This window comes from Pseudomonadales bacterium, assembly GCA_024234615.1.
GTDB lineage: Bacteria > Pseudomonadota > Gammaproteobacteria > Pseudomonadales > IMCC2047 > JAJFKB01.
The window spans coordinates 595,867-616,371 of sequence record JACKNY010000003.1 but is presented as its reverse complement, the minus strand read 5'-3'; the positions used below and the strand labels follow the sequence as shown (position 1 = coordinate 616,371).

Genomic DNA, 20,505 nt, shown 5'->3' with positions numbered 1-20,505 from the left:
GTTCTGCCAACAGGCAGGGGCAGCCGCTGGTGCCATCGCAATGGTTTTTCCATCTCAAAATGAACTTGGATCAATCGTTCAAACTGACGTTCCTTGCCATGATCACAATACAGCTGAAAATATCCCATATAAGACTAGCTTAACGAGTCTAGATAGCCACAGTGATGTCAGCGAAAACCTAGAGCCATCAACCAGTTCCAGTCAGAGTTGTTGCGACATAAGCTGTCAATGTTGTATGAGTGGCTGCCAATCAATGTTAAGTAGTGAATCGAATCAAAACATACCCGCGCCGTCCGTATATACAGGCGACGATTATTTGTCAGTCATACCACATACCCCTGCTAGCTCACTTTTCCGCCCCCCAATATTTCTTAATCCATAGGGCTATTGCGCCCAACAAATATTAAATCTGCTGTATCTGGCAGTTTTTGCACCCGTATTTGAGGATTAAGTGATGAAAACATCCTATGTAAAAATTAGTTTTATTGTCATCTCAGCCTATTTCTTTTCAAGCGCAGCCATTGCTCGTCATGCTGTGGATACGAACATTACAATTGAACGCGATAGTACTAATGCCATTCGATTGAGCCATGTGCAACTACGCCATTATGACGATGGTAACTATCGACTCAGCGGGGAAGTGCGACGACGTCAAAATCTTTCGTTGTCCTTTGGTCACTTTGATCTAACGGTGTTTGATGAAGGCGGAGGTGTGGTATTTGAGGACGCGGAATACTATTGGCCTCGAGTCGTTAATCGTCGCTATAACCATCCTTCAAAATTTGTCTTTTCGATACCTGAGAACATCGCAAACCAAACAGAGTTGCGGCTGGGTTTTCACAAAGACACATTGGCCGAAAGACCAAAACCGATCCATTAATTATCGATAGCTATTATCGGTTCTTCCGCATTCTCGTGGGAGCCTGTTGATCAATTGTTAAGGACTCATTATGTTTAAGCGATTAATAATCATTCCATCACTGGCGTTGTTAGTTAGTGAAGCACCGGTATACGCCGAGTCGTTAAACGCCGATTTCAAGGCGAGCGATATCAAGGAAAACACCTTGGTTGTATACAAAAACCCTCAGTGTGGCTGTTGTGGTAAATGGGTAGAGCATATCAATGATTTTGGGTTTTCGAGCCAAATCGACGCTATTTCAAATGTCGTCTCGATTAAATCCAAATATGGCATTGAGCCGCGCTATCGATCTTGTCATACGGCTGTCGTCGATGGGTATGCCTTTGAGGGTCATATCCCGGCGCACGTCATCCGCCAATTTCTGACAGAAAAACCGCAAAACGTCATTGGCCTATCGGTACCGGGCATGCCAGCTGGGAGCCCCGGCATGGAAATGGGCGATCGGCATGATGCTTATGACGTACTCCTGTTGAAACAGGACGGCAGCACTGAAGTTTATGCGCATATAAGCGGGTATTAAATGTCCCGACTTTGATGGACAGGGAATAGCGAATGAAAAATTACCAGAAAGAACTCGTCCGATTCATTAAACCGACATTATCTCGTCGCCGTTTTGTTACCGGCGTGACTGCAGGTGGCTTGATGTTGGGTCTAGGGTCGTGGCCGCGTATTGGCTTAGCATCGGATTCCCAGCGTAGCGCAAGACAAACGTTAAATGGGAAGCAATTTGATCTTTCCATTGGTTACCAAGCGGTTAATTTTACGGGGAAAGAGAGCATTGCCACGGCGGTGAACGGTTCCGTGCCTGCACCGGTGTTACGCTGGCAGGAGGGTGATCGAGTCACGTTGCGTGTTACCAACAATTTAGCTCATGACAGTTCAATTCATTGGCATGGGATTATTTTGCCCACCGATATGGATGGTGTGCCGGGCCTCAGCTTTGACGGAATAAAACCCGGTGAAACCTATGAGTACCAGTTTGACGTCAAGCAAAGCGGCACCTTTTGGTATCACAGCCACTCTGGTTTTCAAGAACAAACAGGCGTGTACGGTGCGATTGTGATTGACCCCAAGGAACCGGATCCTGTGAGGTATGACCGTGATTACGTGGTGCAATTATCTGACTGGTCAGACGAAGCGCCTGAGGGCATCTACGCTAAATTAAAAAAGATGAGTAATTATTACAACTTCCGCGAACGCACCGCGGGGGATCTATGGCGTGATATAAAAGCGAAAGGAGTGACGAATACCTGGAACGAGCGCGCGATGTGGAATCAAATGCGCATGAGTGATAGAGATATTTCCGATCTTACAGCCTATACCTACACTTTTCTAATGAATGGTATCACGCCTGCAGGTGGCTGGATGGGCCTTTTTAAACGTGGAGAAAAAGTACGTTTACGCTTTATTAATAGTGCTGCGATGACCATTTTTGATGTACGTATCCCCGGATTAAAAATGACCGTAGTCGCTTCGGATGGCCAGAATATTCAGCCAGTCACAGTGGATGAATTTCGCATTAGTGTGGCGGAAACCTACGATGTAATCGTGGAACCCAGTGATGATAGCGCCTATACCATTTTTGCCCAGAGTATTGACCGTACTGGCTTTACCCGAGGCACGCTAACTCCGGACTCCGGTTGGACTGCTGAGATACCTGAAATGGATCCAGCTCCAATTTTGGGTCACCGTGAGATGGGCATGGGAATGGATCACAGCCAGCACCAAATGGAGAGTACGCCTGGTATGGACCACGGCCAGCACCAGATGGAGAGTATGCCTGGCATGGATCACAGCCAGCACCAAATGAGTGGTATGGCCACCATGGATCATAGCCAACAGGGTAGTATGTCAACATCACTGGGCAAAGCGGGTTACGGTAGTGCTCGAGCGATTGCACACAGCTCGACCGAGTTTGGCCCTCATGTAGATATGCGGGCCGGTAACCCTCAAAGTGGCTTGAACGATCCAGGGATTGGACTGCGCAAGCACCAGGAGCAATATGGTCGACGCGTGTTGACCTATGCCGATATCCGCAACTATTACCCAACTATTGATCGGCGAGAACCCAGTAGAGAGATTGAATTGCACTTAACGGGCAATATGAGCCGTTACATGTGGTCCATGAATGGTATCAAGTTTGCCGATGCGGCCCCCGTTCAATTAGCTTACGGTGAGCGGGTGCGCATTATTCTGGTTAACGACACCATGATGACACACCCAATTCATTTACACGGTATGTGGAGTGAAATGGAAACGGGTGATCCGCACTACATTCCACGCAAGCATACTGTCATTGTTCAACCGGGCTCGACGATCAGCTTTCTAGTCACCGCCGATGCGGTCGGGCGCTGGGCATTCCATTGTCACTTGCTGTATCACATGCCGGGAATGTTCCGGGAAGTTAGGGTAGTTTGAGGGGATTAAATGGATGAACATACGAATGCAAAAAATCAAAATTTTTCAATCGGTTTTGCTCGCTTCAACGCTTTCGCTAGCCGCCAATAGTGTCGATGCAGGCGGGGAGGATGACCCGCTGTTAACGAAAGTATTAATTGATCAATTTGAGTTACGAGACTCCGATAGTGAGAACCCTTTGGTGCTTGAGGGGCAAGCCTGGATAGGCAAAGACCTACATAAACTTTGGCTAAAAACGGATTTTGAACGTGTTGAGGGTGAAACTGAAGACGCCGAGTTGCAAGTCCTTTATAGCCGGGCTATCGCACCGTTCTGGGATTTACAATTAGGGCTACGTAAAGACTTCCAACCTTCACCGAGCAGAAGTTGGGCGGTGATTGGCTTACAAGGTCTCGCTCCTTATTTTTTCGAAGTCGAACCGGTATTTTTTATCGGGGAGAGCGGTCGCACAGCATTGAGGCTAGAGGCAGAGTATGAATTGTTGCTCACGCAGCGGCTGATTTTGACGCCAGACATAGAGCTAAATATTTATGGCCAAAATGATAGTGAAACTGGTGTTGGCTCAGGGTTATCGGATGTACAGATGGGGCTGCGTCTTCGCTACGAAATAAGGCGTGAATTCGCACCCTACATTGGTGTGAATTGGTCTAGGAAGTATGGGAAAACCGCCGACTATTCTAGGCGTACCGGTGAAGATCTTGATGATACACAGCTCGTCATCGGTATACGGGCGTGGTTTTAATCCTCAGCGGCAAAGCTAACCAATTTCGGTTCAAAACAGACTAGACCAAGATAAACGTGTAAGGATGATCGATGAAAAAATTATTTATTAGCTTATGTGTCACCGCAATACTGGGCCTGACGGGCGTTGTTTTCTTTATTTACTCGGGACTGTTTGATGTTAGCGCATCAGTACCGCATGCCGCCATTACGAAGTGGGCAGTGTCCACAACCATGCACGCCTCAGTGGAGCGAAGGGCCAAAGGGATTACGGTGCCTGACTTGGAGCAAGAAGAACTGATTCTTGCCGGTGTCAACGATTTCGATGCCATGTGTATTGCTTGCCATGGAGCACCTGGCAAGCAGCCTGACGCGATGGGACAGGGTTTGAATCCGCCAGCGCCAGATTTGCAAAAATCAGCGCAACATCTTAGCGCCGCAGAGCTATTCTGGGTGGTCAAAAATGGCATTAAAATGACCGGCATGCCGGCCTGGGGAGCGACACATGATGATGCGGCACTATGGCCTGTGGTTGCGTTGATGACCCAATTGCCAAAACTTGACCAAACCAAGTATGAAAGTCTGCTTGAGCGAGCGCGGGGAATGGGGCATCACACTACTGATATTCCTGATGCAGGCAATGGTAACCAAGACAACGAAGCTAAGACTAGATCCGTTGAGAGCGCCGTGTCTGAGCCTAGTGTGCAGCAGCAACTGGAAGTGAACTCGCAGCATGAGCATAAAACCGGCGAGCATCATAGTCATTAATGAAGTTAACTTAGCGGTGGATTCTCCGTTAGCAATCACAGAGAGTTAATTTTTGTAGGTTGCTCAATACTGATCTTCGAGGTGTTTTTTTGAGTACCGATTCATCAAATAGTGTCCCATTTCCGCCAACTACCACCAAAAAGTGGTTGAGCAGTAAATATTATGGAGCAAGGCGAAGTCGTTATTTAACTGCATGATATTTAGCGATTTGCTTGAAATAAAAATATACTCACTTAGTGGTATACCCCAAAATTGGGTAAATTTATTACCCTGTAATATTGATTTGGGTCAACTCAGTTGCTCAATTTATTTAATAGAGTTATCAATCGTAGAGCTGTGATTATTAATGGCATTCACACTCAATATTGGTCGTTAGAAAGTTCACAGTCTAATTTGCGATTAAGCAAAAAGGAGCCATTGTGATTCGCTTGGTAGGCATAGTACTCGTTATTTGGGGGTTGATATTTCAACCGCTGGTAATGTCTATGCCTGTCAAAATGGCCAACCATGGATCAGATACCATAGTAACTTTTAACGTTGATCCAGCGGCACACGTGGATGAGCATACTAGTCACCATGGTAAAAAAGCTGGTAATGAAACCGGTAGTGCACATCATCAAGAAAATGGTTCAACTGATCACTTAACTTCTCATGCTAATAATGATTGTGAAAATGACTGTCTCAGTGCTGGTAACTGCTGTGGCGTTTGCGCGGCTTCACTTAATCATCAAGTCATCAAATTTGCTGAGCAACAAATCAGTACGCCCATTGTTGGCAATGCTGAACATCTAGTGCTCGGTATACTTTCGTCTATATACCACCCCCCTAATCTTTCCTGATTTTCCGAAGTGGCGTTACTGCGCCTGAAATTTCGGATTCCCTTAAGGTAAATCTATCCATCTAGACCTTAATGTCTGGGTCTAGGACTTAGCCAAAAACCTTTATCGCCTGTAATGCGAGTATCGATGGTCTTTAAAAGACGTGGTGCGAGATAAATACAGAGATAACGAGTTGATTTTGATGCAACGCGGTGCGCTTTACCCGGTGCAGCCCAATGGAGAGTCAACATGAAAATTAAGAAATTAGTGCAGGTTATTACCTGTGGAACGTTAGCAACTGTCAGTGCTATGACTATAGCTGCTGATACCAGTGTCGAGGCATTAAGTCAGCGTCTCGAAATGATGCAGAAAGAAATGAACGAGCTTAAACGGCAACTACAGCAAAGCGCCAGTAAAGAGGAGGTCCAGGCGGTGAGGCAGGAAGTTGCTGTCGCTAGTGAATGGCGACAACCCGATACGCTGATACATATGGCAGGTTATGCCGATGTGGGCTACACGGACACAGAATCGAAGGATGGTAGTTTTAATGCGGGCACCTTTGCGCCGATCTTCCATTATCAATATAGGGACTTGGTGATGTTAGAGTCCGAACTAGAGATGAAAGTTGGGGAAGACGGTGAAACAGATATTGCCCTGGAATATCTAACGATCGATTGGTTTATGAATGACTATATGACCTTGGTCGGTGGTAAATTCCTCAGCCCTATCGGTCAGTTTCGGCAAAATCTTCACCCCTCATGGATTAACAAAATGGCTTCAGCACCGCCCGGATTCGGACATGACGGTGCGGCGCCAGTCTCTGACGTCGGGTTTCAGCTGCGAGGCGGCTTCCCAATAGCCGGTATACGAACTAGCTATGCCTTCTATGTGAGCAATGGTCCAGAACTCAAAGCAGAAATGGAGGAAGAAGATGGGGAAATTGAGTTCGAACTTGATGGTGTCGAGGCTGAGGGATTTGGCGCGGATAGGGACGGAGAAAAAACCTATGGTGGCCGGATTGGCATCATTCCTTTCGCTGGCTTAGAGCTCGGTCTGTCAGCGGCCAGCGGTAAGGCGACAGTCACTTCCGTTGAGGATGGTGATAGCACCTTGCTCGCAAACGAAGCCGCTCGTGACTATGACGTGTTCGGAGCCGACTTCTACTGGCAGTGGAAAACGTTCAACTTACGCGGTGAATATGTCAAGACTGAAATTGGCGATGACAACGGCAGTGGCACGGCCGCCTCTAAAGGCGCTGAATGGGAAACCTGGTATACCCAAGCCGGATACCGAATTCCAAATACCAATTGGGAATTGGTTACGCGCTATACGGATTTTGATTCACCACATAACAGCAATGATCAACAACAGTGGGGGCTAGGTATTAACTACCTCTTTGCGAGCAGTGTGATGGGCAAGTTGAGTTATGAGTTCAACGACGGCCTAAGTGGCACCTCTGCCAACGAGGATCGATTGTTGTTACAGCTGAGTTACGGATTTTAACTAGGAGAATGATTGTGAAAAAACTAAAGATCGAAAACTCATATGCTTCATATTTGAAGGCAATACCCGTGCTCTTAGCGGCCATGTTTTCACAATGGGCTCTGGCTTTTGACTACCCTGAAAAAGGAGATTTCGCCAAAGGCAGTAAGGCATGGGCGGACAACTGTACGCGTTGTCATAATATGCGAAGTCCCACTGACCTCAGTGATGATCAGTGGATTACCACGGCATTTCATATGCGCGTACGAGGTGGTCTAACCGGACAAGAAACCAGGGATATTCTCACTTTTTTGCAGGGCTCTAATGCCAAAGCTGAAAACGTCAGTGGCATCGCTGCTGTAAAAAATTCAACTGGTAGTGTTGCGGGAATGAGTTCTGGTAAAAGTATCTATGAGAGTACCTGTGTCGCATGTCATGGCGCCGATGGCAAGGGAAGCCTGCCAGGCATGCCTGACTTTACTGATAAACGCGGCAGGTTGAGCAAGCCTGATGGAGAGCTGCTAGCCAATATCATCAACGGGTTTAAAAGCCCAGCAAGCTTGATGGCGATGCCGGCAAAAGGCGGCAATCCGTCCTTAACTTCGGCAGATATGGATACCGTGTTGAAATATATCAAGGATCAGTTCGCTGACTAAAGGTGGAAGGACTGCCCTGGGTAAATTGAATTACCCAGGGCAGTTATCAAAATCAAAAATACTTTGAGGCGAAGTTTTGAGGGCCCGAAGGATATAACTTCACCGCTAAGGCGAGTGTCGGGGTTATGGGTCTGGAGGAGCCGTTGGCAAAGAGGTAAAGACTACTTGTTTAGCTGGTGCTGCACAAATGCCAAAAGTCAGCTTGACCTGTGTCTTAGACATAGGTGTAGGCTTTCGGGTGTGTGGAGTAGTCCTAGGTTTTATTCCGAAAACGAGAGGCGTTTATGAGAGTCAATCAATTAGCCGATGCATTGGATATCAGCGCCGACACAGTGCGCTATTACACTCGTGTGGGTTTGTTAGCGCCAAAAAAGAACCTTAATAATGGGTACAAAGAATATTCGACATCAGATGCTCAAAGGTTAAGTTTTATTTTGGCTGCACGGCAGCTGGGGTTTTCGGTGAAAGACGTCATGGTGGTTATCGACGAAGCTAAAGCAGGCCATACGGCATGCCCCGTGGTGCGAGAACTTATTAAGCAACGACTGACTGAAACAGAGAAAAAATTTACCGAAATGAAGGCGCTCAGAGCACGCATGCAAGCGGCCGTAAAAGACTGGGAATCTAAACCGGATCAAGCGCCAACCGGGCAAATGATTTGTCATTTGATTGAAAGCTTTCCTACGAAAAATAAAGGAGGCAGGCAATGAAGTATTGTCGATTTAATAAAGCAAATAGTAATCAACCTGTCGGCTGTTGCCACCAAATAATGAAAAGGGTTTCGTTATGAATCACTCAACACAGGATCAACAGGCAAGTCATGCCAAAGGCCATCAGGACGACCAGCAATCGCCGGTGGGTTCCGCGAGTCAGGAGTTAATCATTGAGGGGGCGAGCTGCGGCAGCTGTGTCGGAAAAATAGAAGCTGCCTTAAACAATGTGCCAGGTGTCGAGAAGGCCGAAATGAATTTTGCGCAGAGAACCGCCACAGTCATCGGTGCGGTGAATGCAGATGACCTGATTAAAGCGGTGGAAAAAGCAGGCTATAACGCGAAAGTACAAGAGGATGGATCGGAGCAGGATTCATTGGATGAAAAGGAGCAAGCCGACTGGGCCTATTACAAGCGCTTAATGCGTGAAATGACCATCGCCTTAACATTGGGCGTGCCTCTGATGGCCTATAGCGTCATTGTTGGCGAAATGACAGTGACCACCAATACAGAACGCATGGTTTGGTTGGTTGTTGGGCTAATCACTCTAGGTGTGATGTTCTTTTCCGGCAAACACTTTTATGTGGGTGCCTGGAAATCCTTGGCGAATCACAGTGCGAACATGGATACGCTTATTGCCTTGGGTACCGGCACTGCCTGGCTTTATTCCATGGTGGTGGTGTTCTTTCCGTACGCTGTTCCCGAGATGGCCCGGCATGTGTACTTTGAAGCGACCGCCATGATTATAGGCCTGATTGATCTGGGTCTTGCTTTGGAAATAAAAGCGCGCGGCAGAACCTCCGAAGCGATCAAGCGTTTAATCGGCCTGCAGGCGAAAACCGCACGGGTCATTCGTGATGATAAAGAGATTGATATCCTGATCGAGCAGGTGCTGCTGAATGACAAGGTGCGGGTACGGCCCGGTGAAAGAATACCGGTTGATGGCGTGGTGCTCGAAGGTCATACCGCGGTGGATGAATCGATGCTAACTGGTGAACCCATGCCGGTCGAAAAGAAGCAGGATGATGAGGTCGTCGGCGGCACCATTAACAAAACTGGTTCAATCGTGTTTAAGGCCACGCGCGTGGGTAAAGATACAGCACTGGCGCAAATCATCGGCATGGTCAAACGTGCGCAGAACTCGAAACCACCGATTGGCCGCTTGGCTGATGTGATCTCTGCTTATTTTGTCCCTGTGGTCATGATCATTGCGGTGGTGAGTGCATTAACTTGGCTGAATTTTGGCCCTGATCCGGCAGTAGCCTTTGCCATCGTTTCCGCCACCACAGTGTTAATTATTGCGTGTCCCTGTGCGCTGGGGTTAGCAACACCGATGTCGGTGATGGTCGGTGTGGGTAAAGCCGCCGAGGCGGGGGTGCTGATTCGTAATGGTGAAGCCTTGCAAACCTCCTCCAAAATCACCGCCATGATACTGGATAAAACCGGCACTATTACTTTGGGTTCACCTAAAGTCACCAATATTCATCTTGCTCATGCTGAAAGTGAAGATGAAGTGCTGCGTTTGGCGGCAAGTTTGGAAGCAGGGTCTGAGCATCCCTTGGCGGTATCTATCGTGGAGTCCGCCAACGAACGCAACTTGTCACTGGATAAAGTTGAAAAGTTCTCGGCGATTGCCGGACATGGCGTAGAGGGTTTCGTCGGTGAGCAGCAGTTGCTGTTTGGTAATGAAAAGCTGATGCGCGATAAAAATATAGCCGTAGACGACTACGTGAATGTTGCTCAAACCATGGCGGAAGAAGCCAAAACCCCCATGTATTTTGCGGTGAATGGGGAGTTGGCGGCAATTATCGCCGTTTCTGATCCGATTAAGGAAGACTCCATCTCAGCGATTAAACGCTTACAAAAAAATGGCATACGCGTGGTGATGCTGACCGGTGATAACCGCGCGACGGCAAAAGCGGTGGCGAAAAAAGTCGGGATTACCGAGTTCTTCGCCGAAGTATTACCCGAACAAAAAGCCGAAAAGGTCGCCCAGCTACAAATGCAAAATGAAATTGTTGGCATGACTGGCGACGGTATTAACGATGCCCCGGCGCTGGCGTTGGCGAATGTCGGTTTTGCCATTGGTACGGGCACAGATGTTGCCATCGAGAGCGCCGATATTACACTGATGCGCGGTTCCTTGCATGGCCTGGCCGATGCGATCGCCGTCAGTAAAGCAACCCTGCGCAATATCAAACAGAATCTGTTTGGCGCCTTTATCTATAACGTCGCCGGGGTGCCTTTTGCGGCTGGTGTTTTATACCCGTTCTTTGGCTTATTGCTCAGTCCTGTGATCGCCGGAGCGGCGATGGCTTTTTCATCGCTCACCGTCGTTAGTAACGCCAATCGATTGCGTTTCTTTAAAGCGCAGGAACACTAAGAGGCTCTCGCTATGATGATAATTAATATTCTCGGATTGTTACTGATAGCACTAATCGTCTGGTGGTTCTGGCTATATAAACCGCGTGAAGTCAGTGTTAGTGAAGGCGCAATTACTGTGACGGTAGAGGATGGCACCTATCAGCCATCGCGAATAAAACTTCCTGCCGGACAACCAGCCACCATTCAGTTTTTACGCAAAGATGCATCGCCCTGCGCGGGCACGGTGTTATTTTCAGATTTTGAAATTAGTGAAGAACTGCCACTGAACCAACTTAAATCCATTGCTTTACCCGCGATGGAGAAAGGTGAGTATGAGTTTAGCTGCCAGATGCAAATGTATCGAGGAACTCTTTTGGTAGATTAATCTATTTTGATTTGGAGGTGAGTCATGACTAAAAAAGAAGGTTCGTTTTGGATTACGCCTAACGGCTTAGCCTGTTTAGTGTTGATTGGCGCCGCAAGCTACTTTCTGTTGATCGAGCACCGACAGCATTTATTTCAATGGCTACCTTTTTTAATCTTGGCGCTCTGTCCTCTCATGCATATTTTTATGCACGGAGGCCACGGGGGGCATAGCAAGAATAAGCAACAAGATGTTCACAAGCCGGAAGAGCCCGAAGGCGAAGCTTATCGGCGCGGTTATGAAGAAGGCAAAAAAGACTCGGGCCACTACCCGCATTAAGGAGAGTAATTATGCATGGCGAATCAGGTTACGGTCTTTGGACCCTGGTGATATTAAATTCTGCAATATTTATCTTTTTTGCATTTAGCTTCGTGAAACCGAAAACGAAGTCCGATTGGCGCAGCCTTGGGGCTTTTTCCGCGTTTGTGGTCGCGCTTTTTACGGAAATGTATGGCTTCCCCCTGACCATATATTTCTTTTCAGGGTGGCTTGCCGATCGCTATCCGGATATCGATTTTCTTGCGCACAATAATGGCCATTTATTGCATACGATATTAGGATTTGAGGGTGACCCTCACTGGGATCCGCTACATATTGCCAGTAATGTCCTGATTATTCTTGGCTTCTTTTTGCTTTCCTCTGCATGGAATGTGCTGCATAAGGCGCAACAAGCGGGGTCATTGGCTTCTAACGGCTGGTATGCGCGTTGCCGCCACCCTCAGTATTTGGCCTTTATCGTCATAATGTTCGGGTTTTTGCTTCAGTGGCCAACCATCCCAACGTTAGTCATGTTTCCGATCTTGGTAGTGGTCTATGTACGTCTCGCAAAACGGGAAGAGCAGGCAGCACTGACAGCGTTCGGCGATCAATACCGTGCCTATATGGCGATTACACCTGCATGGATTCCAAAATTTAACGTTAATGCAACCACCACCGCCTAGGAGGCGACAATGAAAACACTAGTCACAGCAATCGTAATATCCACCGCACTCTCAGCCCCGGTCTTCGCTGCTGGCGAGCACCAACAAGGAGGCAAGACTCAAACTCACCAAATGCCGGAAGGAATGAAGATGGGAGAAATGGATCATAGCAAGATGGGCAAGATGGACCACGGAAAAATGGACAAGATGGATCACAGCAAGATGGGAGGTATGCATGAACATATGCAGGAGATGCATAAGCTCATGGCACAGATAACCAAAGAAAACGATCCAAAAAAACGCGCGCAATTGATGCAAAAACATATGGAAAGCATGCAGCAGGGCATGAAAGCCATGAAGGAGTCCATGAGTGAAATGAAAAAAGATATGGGAGAGGGTACAGCATCTCCAACTCTGAATATGGATGAACGAACGGAGGCGTTACAACAGCGTATCGATATGATGGAAATGATGATGGATCAAATGGAGTCGCATAGCACACAAGAGAAGAAACTGCACAAGCATAAACGTTAATTGAATTCTGAGTGGTGCGCAATTCGTACCCGCACCACTCAGTGGCTTATATCAGTTGCAGCAACAACTAGAAATAATAGGAGTACCGTCATGAAGAAGAAAGAACACAGACTGGGTGTTTCAGAAGTCGATTTGGTGACAAGACATTTGAAGATTGAAGATATATCCGCAGAAAAGATTCAAGCAGCGGTCGTTGAAATAGATGAGATTTACGGGATGGACTCGGTTGCCTTCGACGAAAAACATTACCGGTTAGATTTGGCCTATGACGCATCAAGGTTAAGTATTGAAGATGTTGAAAAAGTGATGAAGAAACATGGGCTTGAAGTGAGCCACGATTGGTGGACTCAGCACAAAGAGAGCAATTACCGTTTTGTCGATCAGAACGTAAAAGACAACGCCAAACATGAACCATGGAGCTGTCATAAAAAGTAGCGTTATGCGGATCGCTATACCAGCAATATATCCGTAGGGCATGAAGTGAGAAATTATCATGGTAAGCAGGCATATTCTAAGTGCGGTGGCCATGGGAGTAGCCCCTTGTGCGGGAGTATCTATAAAGCGCTAGGCCCGTTGTGATTGTTTCAAAATTGAAGAAATCCATCGATGCAATTATTCATTAATCAGTAAAGGAGATATGTAATGACACTTAATGCCTACAAATTTTGTTTGGCTTCGGCGATCAGTTTTTCAGTGATTTGGATTGTTTGCAGTCTGCTGGTCTGGCTTTTTCCGGAAATGATGATGAGCATGGCGGGCGATATGCTGCATGCTGATCTGGCCTCCATCTGCTGGCAGCTTTCTTTTAAAGGTATTTTGGCTGGATTGGCAGGATGGGCCATTACCGCAGGTATTATCGGCTGGCTGCTGGCATATTTTTATAACAAGCTTTTATAGAGAAGGTCAGATCTAAATTTGGACAAAAATTTAGTTATGCAGTGTTGGCGTTCAAGCCATTGTGGGAAAACACTAATTCATAAAATGGAATCTGCGGGGAAAGAGCCTAGTCTTGATACTCGAGCAGTATTTCGTATGGTCAAAAATATAAATAGCGCAAAATATGTTACTTAACATTACCGCTATTGTCGTCACGATATTGGTATTTCTCTTTCTGGCAAATAAAAAATTGCTGCACTCAGTTCAGTGGAAAGCTACGGTGACGCCACTAGCCTCTATCATCGGTAGTGGATTTTTGATTATTGCACCGCTCTTGCATTCCGTGCTGGGGAAATTGGCTCTGGGTGGAATAATGGCGCTATCCATTTTAGCCTACGCTATTGGCAGCGTAATTCGTTTTAATATTCGCTATGCGGAGCCTTATCTAGCATCTCACCCTCGCAGCACTTTGGTTAGAATTGAAAAGACATCGCAGGGGGTTCTCGGTATTGCTTACGCTATCTCTGTGGCTTTTTATATTAGCTTGTTTGTCGCTTTTGTATTTGACCGTCTATCGGTGGCAAGTATTTTGGGGACCAAGTGGGCCACCACAGCATTGCTACTAACTATCATGGCTCTAGCTTGGTGGAGAGGCACGCGGGGGCTGGAGTGGGTTGAATTATTTGCTGTGACGATCAAATTATCGATCATCGTTGGTGTTTTGGTTGCGTTGGCAAGTTACGACATTATGTCTGGAACAGTTTGGTTTGAGCATGAGCCGATTAAAAAACTGTCAAACTGGGATACGATAGCTATGTTGGCGGGAATGCTAATGGTTACCCAGGGTTTTGAAACTACCCGTTTTATGGGAGCACAATACCCTCAGCAGGTTCGTATAAATGCAGCACGCTATTCGCAAGGAATCGCTATTTTTCTCTATGTGGTGTTCATTGGTTTGACCTGCCCTATTTTCCTGACCTTTCCTATTGCCGAGTTGAATGAAACCAGCATTAGCTACACCTTAGGGAATGCAATTTCGGTTATCCCCATATTGCTGTTGTTTGCAGCTACCGCTAGCCAACTCAGTGCCGCACTCGCAGATACGTTAGGAGGTGGAGGTTTATTGAAGGATTTGGTGCCTACAAAATTTTCTGATCACATTTACTACGTGCTGGTGGTTGCTCTGTCGATTGGGTTGATCTGGTCGGCCAACGTATTCGAAATCATCAATTATGCTTCCAAGGGCTTCGCAATCTATTATTTATTCCAAGTTTTGATCGCGCTGGTGTTGATCAAGAAACAGCTTATTGGAGCGAATAAAAGACTCAGGTTAGGCGGCGGTGCTCTGTTGGCGTTATTATTGGTTTTTGTCATTCTTTGGTCAATTCCTGCGCCAAATGGTTAGAATGGAATGACCAGCTATATGCAATGATTCAAACCGTTAAGGGTTTAAGTTAATTTGCCTAATAAATACTCCAGTCTCACCACTAATGAAATCTAACGGCAAGCGAATGATGACCGCAAAACCAAACAAGGGGGCTATTGCGGTATATTTGCCACATAACAGCTTGAAGTAATAGGAATGCGGCATATAATCACATAAACAATGATGAATAAATGAGCATGATCATGTATTTACTTGAACTGGGCGCCGAGATCAAAACGCAACGAAAAGCACAGGGGTTGCGCCAGGGTGAGTTGGCCGAACTGGCCTGCCTGGATCGCACGACGATATCTAAATTAGAAGGTGGTCATCTGCTAGAACTGGGCTTCAACAAGGCTGAGCGTATCGTGAACGCCCTGGGCCTGCAACTTGCCCTACAGGTACCGAGAAAGCGCCCCACACTGGATGATCTGATTAAGGAGAACTGACCTTTCCCCGATAAATAGAACCATGACCACGATGAGATTTCCAGTTAATCTACTAACGAGGAACTCTCACTAAAAAAAGAAACGTTTTACCGAAGAACAAATTATTGGTGCGCTCTGTGAGGTCATGGGTTGTTACTCCTCATTAAAATGGTCAATTGGTTTAGGGGCTGGTTTCGGATAGCGCTTGTAGTTTGGGTTAGGTTTCAGACCGTTCGCTTCGTCATGAATAAATAAGCCAAGGCCTTTGTTAGTCTTGGTTTCATAGGCTTTGGCTTCCTTTTGCCAACTTTGGAACGCATCTTCCTCCAGTTGACGTTGCTTCACGATATCGAGCTCCTTGAGAATTGCGATGCGTTTGAGCATCATGGCTAGGGCATCATCCGGCAGGCCTTCAAAAGAGGGGATTTGCAAAATATTGAATTGTTGAGGTACGGCTTCTTTGCCGCAAGGAAAGAGTGACCTGTAGTTTGGCGTATCGTCGACTACTAAAATATGCCCAGGCTGATAGCCTTCAGCCAACGCCCATTCAATGCTTTTGTAGAGAGACTGCCCCCTTTCCCGACCACAGTGTTCGCGGGGCCAGATTTTTACGAACGAAGCTGATTCGATCTTGGCTAACCCAAGCATTGTATGGACATAGTGCAATGTCGCCGTAGAATAGATGGCTAAATCCAGCCCCCAGCTTTGTAATTGCTGGATGAAGTTTTCAAGGCCAGGCCGTTTGCAGAATGTGCAGCCCTGATACGCAATACCTTTCGGTGGCTCCTCAGGGTTCAGTTCTACACCGCTTAGCCGGGCAAAAAAGGCTGCTTCCTTTTCTTTAGCCGGGTTGTAGAGATGGATCAGGGTATCATCTAAATCCAATATCACTAGACGCCTATTATGCGATACGACGTATTTGAGTTGTGCCTTCAGCAGAAGGAGGTAATCGATCTTCTGTAGGTAAATAAGGTGTTGTAGGTAACCCTCCTCAGAAGGCGGAGGGTCAATGGGGTTCGGGCTGTATTCCAGCGCCGTATTCAATTCTTCTGACAGTTGCTGCAAAAGGCTTTGCCGTTCCTTGACGACTCTCCTGAGCTCTTCAATCGCTGGGTTTGTAGATGTTTGGGGCAAGTCTTTCATTGTGATGACCAGTAAGACTAATTATTCTCAAAGACTGGGTAACTAGCTAGGAAAAAACGGCGGCATAAACAACGGGATCTATCGACACTCGCGTTCCTTTGCCACAGAGGATATACGCCGTGTTTCGCGATAAAAAAATACAGTTCTCATGGAAGTCCTGCAGAAAAGTCGTACGTACAGAAACAAAAGGCCTTTGCGCCTCATCTTCGATAACTTTGTGTGCGTAGACAAAAGAAGGCTTAATGCCGCGTACTTGAAAACGTTTCAGATTCTCAGGAGTGACGTTGATATCAATCCAAATCCAGTCCGCAACGACGCAGTAGAGATAACCGGACAAGTGCTTTTTTACATACGCGATCTTTTCTGCCACTTTATTTTCATGACAACCAAAATCACAGGGATCACCTGTACAGTTAAAGATTCTGTCAGCCTGAGTAACAAAGGATTTGATATCCATGGTTACCAAGCCTCAGTGCTTTGAATGCGAAGGTTGGCTTGGGAATGTTTTAGGTGAGGACTTTTATTCATTGTTGTTACTTTTGATTCGAATGATAGTTGACGCTTAACATCTAAGCACAAATAATCCAGAATGGAAAGAAGACAATATTTTTTAACTATATGATTTATATATGTTTTATTATGTGTTTGATTGCAATAGCTAAGGCGTAATTTTGTCTTTTTTAGCTCCAAAAAAGACAAAATCCTAAGGTAAATATTTTGCTTTAGGGGTAAGGCAGAAGGCGTATATTTTGAGTCAGTTGATACTGTGTAAAATCGAAGTTGATGGCGCGCAGTATATCCAAAGGTTTGGGTAGATCACGCATGTTTGATTCAATCGCGCGTTATAGTTTAATCAATTTGTTAGGGTTGAATCCCGTGATATCTGTAGTTTCCCCCGGATAGCCCCCTTGATTACAATAAAAGTCCGTGCCGTACAGATTAGTTTCAACAGCAGCATGTGTGTGTCCAAAAAACCAAGCGGCAGGTTTGTATTTCATAATTAGCTCATCACACACCGAATTAAAATAGGGTGACAACTCGTTGCCGCGGTGAATTTTGTGGCACAGCTGATAACTTGGTGGGAAATGGGTCACGATAACGGTTTTACCCGCATAAGGTTTCTCTAACTCGCTTTCCAGAAAACGCCGGGCTTCCTGATGCCAATCGAGCATCGTCGCGGCAGTTAATGGCTTGCCTTTATAGCGAATGACCAAGAAATCAAATACGTATTGTTCAGCGATTTTCATGTATTTTTCCGGATCACCCAACCCCGCAAAGTTTGACCAAAGCGGGGTGCCTAAAAACCGAATGCCGTTGATAACAGCCGTTTTATTGATCAGCACCGAGACATTTTTATGTTTATAGCCTAGCGCCAATTCATTCATTTGCTCGTAGTCACGTTGATAGTATTCGTGATTTCCCGGCGTAAAAATCACCGGCAGCCCGGTGCTCTCCGCTGTCATACCACAAGTTTCCAACGCCTGCGGCATTCCTCTTAGATCTCCAGCGATAACGACGATATCTGCGCCGGGTGCCACTTTGACTGGCCCATCCAGTCCCCATACCTCGTAATGCAAATCCGATACAAGATAGATATTCGTCATTTAATTGTTCTCCTGTGCGATCAGCTTTTGACTCGAGCTATTAAGGGATCGAGTTGGTACCACGATGTTTGTTTAGAGGGTTAATTTTCATCAGGTTGAACGCTTTGCGCTACGATGCTCAAACCGGGAGAGGGTGTGGATATGATTTTCGGCTTGATCAATGAAACCATCCATTTGCTGTTCTAGCTCGTAGTAACCCGCGGCTGGCCCGACTAGTGAGTAATAAAACCTTAGTTGCCCATATTTCTCTTTAACATCGGTAATCTCAATTGAATATTTGGGCTGGCGCTTGAGTGCATCGTCTATCTGCGCCGATAAATGACGAATCACCTTTTTCCAGCTAGCAGGCACACAAAAGGTAAAATTTGCGTTGTTATAGAGTTTGGGATAATCAATGATGAGCTGATTAAAAGAATCTTGTTCACCGTTTTGTTGTAGAGTAGGCATTGATTCACCAACCAATTTTAAATTTTGATCAAATGTAATACAGAATATGAGATCATAAAAAACCCAAGAAAGGAAGCATTATTATGATTAAAAGCCTTTATTATCAATGACTTAATATATACTATAATATGTCTGTCTTTTATAAATGGATGTTTTGACTCGACAGAAATCGTACGCAAAGGTTGAATTAGTAGCTAGTATGGATTGCAATCAAAACGGCGCTAATTGGCGCGCTTACGGCTTATTCGTAATTTTTAGCCATTAAAATAGCTTAAACGCCTTTTTAGCGGTTTTTGTAATGTTATTCATTTCACTGATGTTCGACAGTGGCGTTTGCAATTGCAAACAACTTAACTGTGTTCGTCGGCTATTCCCACTATATGATTGTTAATCAAAATCTTTCCAGCTTTCTACTTTTTCGGATGAATCGTTCTTGTCTCGGAATTTCAGGCGGCAGTGCGTTATAAAGCCACTTTGTGTCATGCCGATAGAGCCACGTATAAGACCTTTTGCATTCTCGTTGAATATCGACTCGTCGTATTGACGGATTCTCATGCAACTTATCTGTTATAACCTGCTGATGTTGGCGAAGTGATTTGTAAAACCAAATTTTTTTTCGCAACGGTATAAGATAGTGATGTGCCCTGAGAATGAGCTCAATAGAGCCGACAGATACTCCGAACCGCTTAGCTATCGACTGGGTAGATTCACCAAACATGAGCTTCCTCCAGATCGCTCGGCGTTCGTGTGAGTAAATTGACTTAGGTCGAGTTCGGATTTTGACATTCTCTTGCTCGGCGATGCAGCCAAGTGAAGTGACCGATAGACCACTTTCACTAGATACTGATCTAAGGCTCTTGCCTTGATGCAGCAAACAGCGTGCTAATTGTTTCTGACCGGCTAGCGGATCAATTTTTGTCTTGGACTGCTGGACTGCTTGTTTGAAGTCATTATTCTCATGATATTGGTTAATAAATATCTTCCAGCTGCCAAAAAGGTAGCCGATAAGCAAAAGATGTTTAATCGGATGATGAGTAGATTCTTGGCTGTAAAATAGGCATTCTGGATATCGGTGCTTATCTATGGGATTAACCCGATTCAAAAGGTCGTGTCTAAAAAGACCCCACCAATGGTTGTATAGCGCATTTTTTAACGAGCTCATACGGATGTGATTGCATTCTGTCAATAAGGATTTATCGGCAAGCCCCCTGTAGTAAGTGTTGTATAGTCTCTCACGGATGAGATGAACATTTGAGTCATGGAAACAGTCTGTTAAGAGCGCTGCATAACGAAAGGCAGCTGATGACGTATCAATCCTTTCTGTCGTTGAGAAATTCGGTGGAGATATTAATTTTTTGCGGCCTTTCCGATATTTTTTTAGTGCCACTGCATGCTGGGTGCAACACGAGATACCCGGCAGTTGATGCGTGCAGTGCCAATAGCCTACGCCATGTTTAGCCATGTCATCCCGAATGCAAGTTGCGCAGCACTTGAAGCAAGGTTCAGAAATTATGCGGTTGGCGGCTAGCGATAGCAGGGAGATGACTTGACAGCTGTTTTTGGCGGCCAAGCAGGCTGTCAAACGTTTATATTCTTGCCGTGAGATGAACGGCCTGTAAAACGGGAGAATGGTATGACCCTCGATGAACTCTACAGGTGACGAATGGCTGGCCTGACACAGCTGGGGAATCACCGATAAGAAGTCAGAACTGACTTGCATATTATGATCATCAAACAATAAGTCGAGTGTCGAATTCACGGACAGAAAGCCAGAACGCTTGTGAAATCGATTGATGATGCTATAAGCAGTTTCATCAGGAAATATCACGGGGAAGTACGTTAAATGGGGAA

General features: G+C 46.0%; 23 protein-coding genes. 18 read left to right on the top strand and 5 right to left on the bottom strand.

Going from position 1 to position 20,505, the window contains the following annotated elements:
- The first annotated feature begins 454 nt into the window (after nucleotides 1–454).
- The 18 genes from H6995_15635 (at nucleotide 455) to H6995_15550 (ending at nucleotide 15,481) form a co-directional block, all read left to right on the top strand.
- Nucleotides 455–880, top strand: coding sequence for a hypothetical protein (locus tag H6995_15635; protein ID MCP5216434.1), 426 nt, complete (start codon nucleotides 455–457; stop codon nucleotides 878–880).
- Nucleotides 881–950: 70 nt separating this feature from the next.
- The gene (locus H6995_15630) at nucleotides 951–1,439 is read left to right on the top strand and encodes a DUF411 domain-containing protein (protein MCP5216433.1); all 489 of its coding nucleotides are present in this window, start codon (nucleotides 951–953) and stop codon (nucleotides 1,437–1,439) included.
- Nucleotides 1,440–1,471: 32 nt separating this feature from the next.
- On the top strand, nucleotides 1,472–3,337 hold the full coding sequence (locus tag H6995_15625) for a copper resistance system multicopper oxidase (protein ID MCP5216432.1): 1,866 nt from the start codon (nucleotides 1,472–1,474) through the stop codon (nucleotides 3,335–3,337).
- Nucleotides 3,338–3,350: 13 nt separating this feature from the next.
- On the top strand, nucleotides 3,351–4,079 hold the full coding sequence (locus H6995_15620) for a copper resistance protein B (protein MCP5216431.1): 729 nt from the start codon (nucleotides 3,351–3,353) through the stop codon (nucleotides 4,077–4,079).
- A gap of 71 nt (nucleotides 4,080–4,150) precedes the next feature.
- On the top strand, nucleotides 4,151–4,825 hold the full coding sequence (locus H6995_15615; protein MCP5216430.1) for a cytochrome c: 675 nt from the start codon (nucleotides 4,151–4,153) through the stop codon (nucleotides 4,823–4,825).
- A 419-nt stretch (nucleotides 4,826–5,244) separates the two neighbouring features.
- Nucleotides 5,245–5,664, top strand: a complete 420-nt coding sequence (locus tag H6995_15610; GenBank protein ID MCP5216429.1) for a hypothetical protein — start codon at nucleotides 5,245–5,247, stop codon at nucleotides 5,662–5,664.
- A gap of 228 nt (nucleotides 5,665–5,892) precedes the next feature.
- Nucleotides 5,893–7,146, top strand: a complete 1,254-nt coding sequence (locus tag H6995_15605) for a hypothetical protein (protein MCP5216428.1) — start codon at nucleotides 5,893–5,895, stop codon at nucleotides 7,144–7,146.
- An 83-nt stretch (nucleotides 7,147–7,229) separates the two neighbouring features.
- Nucleotides 7,230–7,781 carry a c-type cytochrome gene (locus H6995_15600; GenBank protein MCP5216427.1) on the top strand — a complete coding sequence of 184 codons (552 nt, stop codon included), beginning with the start codon at nucleotides 7,230–7,232 and terminating at the stop codon, nucleotides 7,779–7,781.
- A 284-nt stretch (nucleotides 7,782–8,065) separates the two neighbouring features.
- Entirely contained in the window at nucleotides 8,066–8,491 is a 426-nt protein-coding gene (locus H6995_15595; GenBank protein ID MCP5216426.1) for a MerR family transcriptional regulator, read from the top strand.
- Between the two features lie 76 nt (nucleotides 8,492–8,567).
- Nucleotides 8,568–10,874, top strand: a complete 2,307-nt coding sequence (locus tag H6995_15590) for a copper-translocating P-type ATPase (GenBank protein MCP5216425.1) — start codon at nucleotides 8,568–8,570, stop codon at nucleotides 10,872–10,874.
- A gap of 12 nt (nucleotides 10,875–10,886) precedes the next feature.
- Nucleotides 10,887–11,240: a cupredoxin domain-containing protein gene (locus tag H6995_15585; protein ID MCP5216424.1), complete on the top strand. Its 354-nt coding sequence runs from the start codon at nucleotides 10,887–10,889 to the stop codon at nucleotides 11,238–11,240.
- A 24-nt stretch (nucleotides 11,241–11,264) separates the two neighbouring features.
- On the top strand, nucleotides 11,265–11,558 hold the full coding sequence (locus H6995_15580) for a DUF2933 domain-containing protein (GenBank protein MCP5216423.1): 294 nt from the start codon (nucleotides 11,265–11,267) through the stop codon (nucleotides 11,556–11,558).
- A gap of 11 nt (nucleotides 11,559–11,569) precedes the next feature.
- Nucleotides 11,570–12,220: an isoprenylcysteine carboxylmethyltransferase family protein gene (locus H6995_15575; GenBank protein ID MCP5216422.1), complete on the top strand. Its 651-nt coding sequence runs from the start codon at nucleotides 11,570–11,572 to the stop codon at nucleotides 12,218–12,220.
- A gap of 9 nt (nucleotides 12,221–12,229) precedes the next feature.
- Nucleotides 12,230–12,733, top strand: a complete 504-nt coding sequence (locus H6995_15570; GenBank protein MCP5216421.1) for a hypothetical protein — start codon at nucleotides 12,230–12,232, stop codon at nucleotides 12,731–12,733.
- A 90-nt stretch (nucleotides 12,734–12,823) separates the two neighbouring features.
- On the top strand, nucleotides 12,824–13,168 hold the full coding sequence (locus H6995_15565) for a cation transporter (GenBank protein ID MCP5216420.1): 345 nt from the start codon (nucleotides 12,824–12,826) through the stop codon (nucleotides 13,166–13,168).
- 207 nt (nucleotides 13,169–13,375) lie between these two features.
- Entirely contained in the window at nucleotides 13,376–13,630 is a 255-nt protein-coding gene (locus tag H6995_15560; GenBank protein MCP5216419.1) for a hypothetical protein, read from the top strand.
- Nucleotides 13,631–13,793: 163 nt separating this feature from the next.
- Nucleotides 13,794–15,014: a hypothetical protein gene (locus tag H6995_15555; GenBank protein ID MCP5216418.1), complete on the top strand. Its 1,221-nt coding sequence runs from the start codon at nucleotides 13,794–13,796 to the stop codon at nucleotides 15,012–15,014.
- 212 nt (nucleotides 15,015–15,226) lie between these two features.
- Nucleotides 15,227–15,481, top strand: coding sequence for a helix-turn-helix domain-containing protein (locus tag H6995_15550; GenBank protein ID MCP5216417.1), 255 nt, complete (start codon nucleotides 15,227–15,229; stop codon nucleotides 15,479–15,481).
- A gap of 132 nt (nucleotides 15,482–15,613) precedes the next feature.
- Here the strand turns inward: H6995_15550 and H6995_15545 are convergent, their stop codons facing one another.
- The 5 genes from H6995_15545 to H6995_15525 form a co-directional block, all read right to left on the bottom strand.
- Nucleotides 15,614–16,603, bottom strand: a complete 990-nt coding sequence (locus H6995_15545) for a hypothetical protein (GenBank protein ID MCP5216416.1) — start codon at nucleotides 16,601–16,603, stop codon at nucleotides 15,614–15,616.
- Between the two features lie 46 nt (nucleotides 16,604–16,649).
- The gene (locus H6995_15540) at nucleotides 16,650–17,060 is read right to left on the bottom strand and encodes a hypothetical protein (GenBank protein ID MCP5216415.1); all 411 of its coding nucleotides are present in this window, start codon (nucleotides 17,058–17,060) and stop codon (nucleotides 16,650–16,652) included.
- Nucleotides 17,061–17,445: 385 nt separating this feature from the next.
- On the bottom strand, nucleotides 17,446–18,207 hold the full coding sequence (locus H6995_15535; protein MCP5216414.1) for a metallophosphoesterase: 762 nt from the start codon (nucleotides 18,205–18,207) through the stop codon (nucleotides 17,446–17,448).
- A 90-nt stretch (nucleotides 18,208–18,297) separates the two neighbouring features.
- A complete protein-coding gene (locus H6995_15530) occupies nucleotides 18,298–18,654 on the bottom strand; it encodes a hypothetical protein (GenBank protein MCP5216413.1) in 357 nt (118 codons plus the stop codon).
- A 391-nt stretch (nucleotides 18,655–19,045) separates the two neighbouring features.
- Nucleotides 19,046–20,482, bottom strand: coding sequence for a TniQ family protein (locus tag H6995_15525; GenBank protein MCP5216412.1), 1,437 nt, complete (start codon nucleotides 20,480–20,482; stop codon nucleotides 19,046–19,048).
- Between the last annotated feature and the right edge of the window lie 23 nt (nucleotides 20,483–20,505).